The organism is Stenotrophomonas sp. P5_A8, assembly GCF_056400545.1.
Genome location: NZ_JBFULB010000211.1, coordinates 1 through 6,904, shown reverse-complemented (window position 1 = coordinate 6,904; position 6,904 = coordinate 1). Strand labels below are relative to the sequence as shown.

Genomic DNA, 6,904 nt, shown 5'->3' with positions numbered 1-6,904 from the left:
GCCACGCTCGGCTGCTCTTCTCCCCGTCCCCCAGATCCGTGCCCACCCAGCCAACCCGCTCTCGCATCCGCGCGCAGGCAAACCGTCCAGAGAAGGTTGGGCCCCCGTTGCAGGACCGTCATGCGCCATGGATGGCGCATGCGAGCCTACAGGACGTACTTGCGGCGTGTCCTGCAATGGGGGCCCAGCCTTCTCCACGCGATAGCAGACAAAACGCCAACAACGCGACACACCCACCCCACCCCCTGCCGTATCATCCGCGCCGACTCCCCCTCACACCGGCCATCCCCATGTCCTCCACCCCCGACCCCATCCCGCCCACTGAAATCAGCATGGCCGAGATCGTCTTCCCCAATCACACCAACCACCTCGGCACCCTGTTCGGTGGCCAGGCGCTGGCCTGGATGGACAAGGCCGCCTTCCTCGCCGCCGCCCGCTATTCGCGCCGCACCGTGGTCACCGCGCGGTCGGACCAGGTCGACTTCAAACTGCCCATCCGCATCGGCCAGATGGTCGAGACCATCGGCCGCATCGTCGAGGTCGGCCGCAGCTCGATGAAGGTGGAAGTGGAGCTGATCGCCGAAGACCTCCACACCGGCGAGCGCAAGCTCTGCACCCGCGGTCATTTCGTCATGATCGCCCTGGATGCCGACGGCCATCCCACCGCCGTGCCGCCGCTGCCCGACGCCATCCCCGGCCCGTAAGCGGATTGGGTTCGCCGCCGCGCGCCCCCACCTGATCAGCATGTCCAGCCCGCTCGCCGACTTCATCGACCGTGCCCAACGCCTGTTCGTCCTCACCGGCGCCGGCTGCAGCACCGATTCGGGCATCCCCGATTACCGCGATGCCGATGGCCAGTGGAAGCGCACCCCGCCGGTGACCTACCAGGCCTTCATGGGCGAGCTGGCCACCCGCCAGCGCTACTGGGCGCGCAGCCTGCTGGGCTGGCCGCGCTTCGGCCAGGCACACCCCAACGGCACCCATGCCGCCCTGGCCGCACTCGAAGCGCGCGGCCAGCTCGAGGTGCTGCTCACCCAGAACGTCGACCGCCTGCACCAGCGCGCCGGCAGCCAGGCGGTCATCGACCTGCACGGCAGGCTGGACCAGGTGCGCTGTATGGGCTGCGAGGCGCGCACCCCGCGCGATGCGTTCCAGCAACGCCTGCTCGACCACAACCCTGGCTGGGACCGGCTCGACGCCGCCCAGGCCCCCGACGGCGATGCCGATCTGGAGGGCGTGGATTTCAGCGCTTTCCAGGTCCCGGCCTGCCCGCAATGCGGCGGTCTCCTCAAGCCGGATGTGGTCTTTTTCGGCGAAAGCGTGCCCCGCGAGCGCGTCGCCGCCGTCCACGCCCACCTGGCCCAGGCCGATGCCGTGCTGGTGGTTGGCTCCTCGCTGATGGTCTATTCCGGCTTCCGTTTCGTCCAGGCGGCCGCCACGGCCGGCCTGCCGGTGGCCGCGCTCAACCTGGGCCGCACCCGCGCCGATGCGCTGCTCAGCCTCAAGATCGAGCAGCCCTGTGCCCCGGCCCTGGCCTTCCTGCTGCCGTCGGCGGCCAACGCCTGAGGGCCGACGGTGCCGCCCCACGTGTGCCACCGCGAAACTGTGATCCATCGACACGGTTGCCTCGCAGGCCCAGCAGGAGTGCAATAGCGTCCGGTTTTCCGCATTCGCCAGAGTCCCCCACTTGAGCCAGCTTTTCTCCCCCGTGTCCTTTGGCCCGCTGTCGCTGGCCAACCGCATCGTCATCGCGCCGATGTGCCAGTACTCCTCCACCGATGGTCTGGCCAACGACTGGCACCAGATCCACCTGGGCCAGCTGTCCCAGTCCGGCGCCGGCCTGCTGATCCTGGAGGCTACCGCCGTGCTGCCCGAAGGCCGCATCAGCTGGGCCGACCTGGGCCTGTGGAACGATGCAACCGAAGCCGCGCTCAAGCACGTGATCGACGCGGTGAAGCGCTGGTCGCCGATGCCCATCGGCGTGCAGCTGGCCCATGCCGGTCGCAAGGCGTCCTCGGCGCGACCGTGGGAAGGCGGCGGCGCGCTGCCGGCCTCCGACCCGCGCGCCTGGACCACCTACGCGCCCTCGGCCATTCCCTTCAGCCCCACCGATCCGGCCCCGCAGGCGCTGGACAGTGCCGGCATCGATGCGGTGGTGGAGGCGTTCGTGGTCGCCGCACAGCGCGCCGAACGCATCGGCTTGGACCTGATCGAACTGCATGCCGCGCACGGGTACCTGCTGCACCAGTTCCTGTCGCCGCTGAGCAACAAGCGCGAGGACGAATACGGCGGCTCGCTGCAGAACCGCATGCGCCTGCTGGTGCGCGTGTTCGATGCCGTGCGAGAGGCGGTGTCCGATCGCATCGCGGTGGGCGTGCGCATCTCGGCCAGCGATTGGGTCGCCGGCGGCTGGGATATCGAGCAGACCACCACGCTGGCGCATGTGCTGGACGGGCGCGGTTGCCAGTTCCTGCATGTCTCCAGCGGCGGCAATGATCCGCGCCAGCAGATTCCGTTGTCGCCGGGCTACCAGGTGCCGTTCGCTGAAGCGATCAAGGCGCAGAAGCTGCGCATGCCGGTGATCGCCGTCGGCCTGATCACCGATCCGGCCCAGGCCGAGTCGATTCTGCGCCACAGCCACGCCGACGCCATCGCGCTGGCCCGCGGCATCCTCTACGACCCGCGCTGGCCCTGGCATGCCGCCGCCGCACTCGGCGATTCGCTGGAACCGGCGCCGCAGTACCTGCGCTGTGAGCCGCGTGAAGCACGCGGCGTGTTCATCGCACCGCCGCGCTGATGCACCCGGCAGGCGGTGGCCAAGTGCCATCGCCTGCACACGCCGGCGTCAGCYGCCGTCGACCCGCCATTCGGCCGGCAGCCCGTCCACGATGTGCTGCATCAACGCACGCACCTTCGGGGTGAGATCGCGCCGATCGCTGACGCACAGGAACAGCCGCATCGGCTCGGGCAGCGCCTGCGCATCGCCGGCCTCGTTGCCTTCGAACAACGCCTGCAATTCACCCCGCGCCAGATACGGCGCGGCGACAAATGCCGCCAGCCGGGTGATGCCGCCGCCGGCCAGCGCCATCGCGGCCAACGCATCGATATCGTCGCTGACCAGGGCCGGGCTCACCTCCGCATCGAAACGCAGGCCATCGCGCACGAAGCCCCAGCGCAGGTGGCGGCCATCCTTGGGATGCCGGAACAACAGGCAGCGGTGCTCGCGCAGGGCTTCGGGCGTGCGCGGTACGCCGGTGCGCGCCAGGTAGGAAGGCGCCGCACAGAACACGAACGGCACCTGCGCGATCGGGCGCGCCACCAGGCCTTCCTCCAGCTGCGGCTCGATGCGGATGCTCACATCCACGTCTTCGCGCGCGTGGTCCACCGCCCGGTCGGCCAGCAGCAGCTCGATCGCCAGCCGCGGGTAGCGCGCCTTCAGCGACGGCAGCAGCGGGGCCAGCTTGTGGCGTCCGAAGGAGGTGCTGCAGGCGATGCGCAGGCGGCCTTCGGGGGTGGCGTCCAGGTCGGTCACCGCTGCCTGTGCGCGTTGCAGGTCGCGCTCGATGTAGCGCACCTGCGCCAGGTACAGCGCGCCGCGCTCGGTCAGCGCCAGCTGGCGGGTGGTGCGGTTGAACAGGCGCACGCCCAGATGCGCCTCGAGCCGCGCGATGTTCTGCCCGACCGCCGCGGCGCTGATGCCCAGGGTGCGGGCGGCCGCGGCCAGGCTGCCGGCATCGGCGGTACGGATGAAGCTGCGGATTGACTGGAGAATATTCATGCTGACCGCCATTCTCGCCTGTGATTGCAAAGTTTGTCTTTATAAAGAGCCAAGAGCGCCGCATCTACCGGCCGCCCGGACCGGCTCCTATGGTGGTGCTCCCTGCCACTCCGCGCGGCGGCCTCCCTCCCCGGTGAGTGCACGCCGGCCAGGAGTGGCTGCCTTTGCCGGAGATGGACCATGGACCCAGCGCTCGCCCCCCTCGATAGCGACCCCCAGGAAACCCAGGAATGGCGTGAAGCGCTGCAGGCGGTCACCGACGTGGCCGGGCGCCCGCGCGCGCACTACCTGATCGACCAGCTCAGCGACCTGGACGTGGCCCGCCATGGCGACCTGCATGCCCGGGCCTGGACGGCCTACGTCAACAGCATCCCGGTCGAGCGCCAGCCGGCCTATCCGGGCGACCTAGCGATCGAGCGTCGGCTCAACGCGATGATCCGCTGGAACGCGATGGTGATGGTGCTGCGCGCCGGCAAGCACTCCAACGTCGGCGGGCATATCGCCACCTACCAGTCGGCCGCGGTGTTGTACGACGTCGGCTTCGATCATTTCTTCCGCGGCCGCACCGATACCTTCGACGGCGACATGATCTACATCCAGGGCCACTCCGCCCCGGGCATCTACGGCCGCGCCTTCGTCGAGGGCCGCATCGATCCGGCGCGCATGGACAACTTCCGCCGCGAGTCCGATCGCGACGGCCTGTCCTCCTATCCGCACCCGCGGCTGATGCCCGAGTTCTGGCAGTTCCCCACCGTGTCGATGGGCCTGGGCCCGCTCACCGCGGCCTACCAGGCACGCTACATGCGCTACCTGGAATATCGCGGTCTGAAGGAGCACCAGGGCCGCAAGGTCTGGGCGTTCCTCGGCGATGGCGAAATGGACCAGCCCGAATCGCTGGCCGCCATCTCGGTGGCCGGGCGCGAGCGCCTGGACAACCTGGTGTTCGTGGTCAACTGCAACCTGCAGCGCCTGGACGGCCCGGTGCGCGGCAACGCCAAGGTCATCCAGGAACTGGAAGGCACCTTCCGCGCCGCCGGCTGGAACGTCATCAAGGTGATCTGGGGCGGCGGCTGGGACGCGCTGCTGGCCAGGGACAGCACCGGCCTGCTGCGCCAGCGCATGATGGAATGCGTGGACGGCGACTACCAGACCTTCAAGTCGCAGAGCGGCGCCTACGTGCGCGAGCATTTCTTCGGCAAGTATCCGGCGTTGCTCGACCTGGTCGCGGACATGAGCGATGACGACATCTGGGCGCTTGCCCGTGGCGGTCACGATCCGCAGAAGGTGTATGCCGCCTACGCCCAGGCCGTGGCCGGCAACGGCCGCCCGAGCGTGATCCTGGCCAAGACGGTCAAGGGCTTCGGCATGGGCGAGGCCGGCGAAGGGCAGAACATCAACCACCAGCTCAAGAAGATGAGCCTGGACGCAGTGCGCGCCTTCCGCGACCGCTTCGACCTGCCGGTCAGCGACGACCAGCTCGAAGACATGCCGTACCTGCGCCCGGTACCGGGCAGCGTGGAGGAACGCTACTTCGCCCAGCGCCGCCAGGCCCAGGGCGGCCAGTTGCCCGCGCGCCTGACCCACGTCGATCCGCTGCCGGTGCCGGCGCTGTCGGCCTTTGCCGCCCAGCTGCAGGGCAGCGGTGAGCGCGGCCAGTCCACCACCATGGGCTTCGTGCGCATCCTGGGCACCCTGCTCAAGGACCCGGCACTGGGCAAGCTGATCATCCCGATCGTGCCCGATGAATCGCGCACCTTCGGCATGGAAGGCCTGTTCCGCCAGATCGGCATCCACTCCTACCTGGGCCAGCTCTACACGCCGCAGGACGCCGGCCAGCTCAGCTATTACAAGGAAGCAAAGGACGGGCAGATCCTGCAGGAAGGCATCAACGAGTCCGGCGCGATCTGCTCCTGGATCGCCGCCGGCACCGCCTACAGCAACCATGGCCTGGCGACGATTCCGTTCTACATCTTCTACTCGATGTTCGGCCTGCAACGCGTGGGTGACCTGGCCTGGGCTGCCGCCGACGCACGCACCCGCGGGTTCCTGCTGGGTGCCACCTCCGGGCGCACCACGCTGATGGGCGAGGGCCTGCAGCACGACGACGGGCACAGCCACGTGCTGTCCTCGGTGATTCCCAGCTGCGTGTCGTTTGATCCCACCTACAACTTCGAGCTGGCGGTGATCATCCAGGACGGTCTGCGCCGCATGTACGTGGACCAGGAAGACATCTACTACTACATCACCGTGCTCAACGAGAACTACCCGCACCCGGCCATGCCCGACGGTGCCGAGGAAGGCATCCTCAAGGGCATGTACCTGCTGCATCCGGCCACCGCCGACAGCGATCCGGCGCTGCGCGTGCAGCTGATGGGCAGCGGCGCGATCCTGCGCGAGGTGGAAGCGGCCGCTGCGCTGCTGCAGCAGGATTTCGGCATTGCCAGCGACGTCTGGAGCGCCACCAGCCTGACCGAACTGCGCCGCGACGGCCTGGCCATCGAGCGCTGGAACCTGCTGCACCCGCTGCAGGAACCGCGCGTACCGTACGTGCAGCAGTGCCTGGCCGCGCACGCCGGTCCGCTGGTGGTGGCCACCGACTACATGAAGATCGTCGCCGACCAGATCCGCCCGTTCGTCGAAGGCCGCCGCTTCACCGCGCTGGGCACCGACGGCTTCGGCCGCTCGGACACGCGCGAGGCACTGCGTACGTTCTTCGAGGTGGACCGGCACTTCATCGTGCTGGCCGCGCTGAAGGCGCTGGCCGATGACGGGCGGATCGCGCGCGGGCAGCTGCAGGTGGCGATCGAGAAATACGGGATCGATGTGGAGAAGGTGGACCCGGCGGCGGTGTAGGCAGACCAATGCATTCACGCCATCGATAGCGCGACCCAAGTCTCTTCGGCACGACAGGGACACTGGCATGCTGGATGCCTGGTATCCAGCTGACAGCACGGAGGCAGTGATGAAGCGCGATCGACAGCCGGGCCCCGGCTTCGTCTTGTTCCTCGCGCTAGTGCTGTGCTGCGGGCTGCTGCCGTCGTGCGCCATCGCCCGCACCGAAGCCGGTCCCGGTAGCCTGCATGGCCGGTTGGTTGCGCTGGATGCCGATCCGGCACAGCCTGTGGC

6 protein-coding genes are annotated in these 6,904 nt (G+C 68.8%); 5 read left to right on the top strand and 1 reads right to left on the bottom strand.

The features are described 5' to 3' along the window. Positions 1-290 precede the first annotated feature (290 nt). The 3 genes from AC1DQP_RS14280 (at position 291) to AC1DQP_RS14270 (ending at position 2,797) form a co-directional block, all read left to right on the top strand. A complete protein-coding gene (locus AC1DQP_RS14280) occupies positions 291-704 on the top strand; it encodes an acyl-CoA thioesterase (protein ID WP_457318273.1) in 414 nt (137 codons plus the stop codon). Between the two features lie 40 nt (positions 705-744). After that, complete coding sequence (locus AC1DQP_RS14275; RefSeq protein ID WP_478051846.1) at positions 745-1,566, top strand: NAD-dependent protein deacetylase; 822 nt, start codon at positions 745-747, stop codon at positions 1,564-1,566. Between the two features lie 121 nt (positions 1,567-1,687). After that, positions 1,688-2,797 (top strand): NADH:flavin oxidoreductase/NADH oxidase, encoded by a 1,110-nt coding sequence (locus AC1DQP_RS14270; RefSeq protein WP_256775238.1) that lies wholly within the window; start codon positions 1,688-1,690, stop codon positions 2,795-2,797. 48 nt (positions 2,798-2,845) lie between these two features. On the opposite strand, the gene AC1DQP_RS14265 is transcribed toward AC1DQP_RS14270, so the two are convergent. Further along, a complete protein-coding gene (locus AC1DQP_RS14265; protein ID WP_478051845.1) occupies positions 2,846-3,778 on the bottom strand; it encodes a LysR family transcriptional regulator in 933 nt (310 codons plus the stop codon). Between the two features lie 180 nt (positions 3,779-3,958). On the opposite strand from AC1DQP_RS14265, the gene aceE reads away from it, so the two are divergent. After that, complete coding sequence (aceE, locus tag AC1DQP_RS14260; protein ID WP_478051844.1) at positions 3,959-6,631, top strand: pyruvate dehydrogenase (acetyl-transferring), homodimeric type; 2,673 nt, start codon at positions 3,959-3,961, stop codon at positions 6,629-6,631. A gap of 67 nt (positions 6,632-6,698) precedes the next feature. Further along, positions 6,699-6,904: hypothetical protein (locus AC1DQP_RS14255; RefSeq protein ID WP_478051843.1), on the top strand; the 206-nt coding region annotated here is incomplete at its 3' end.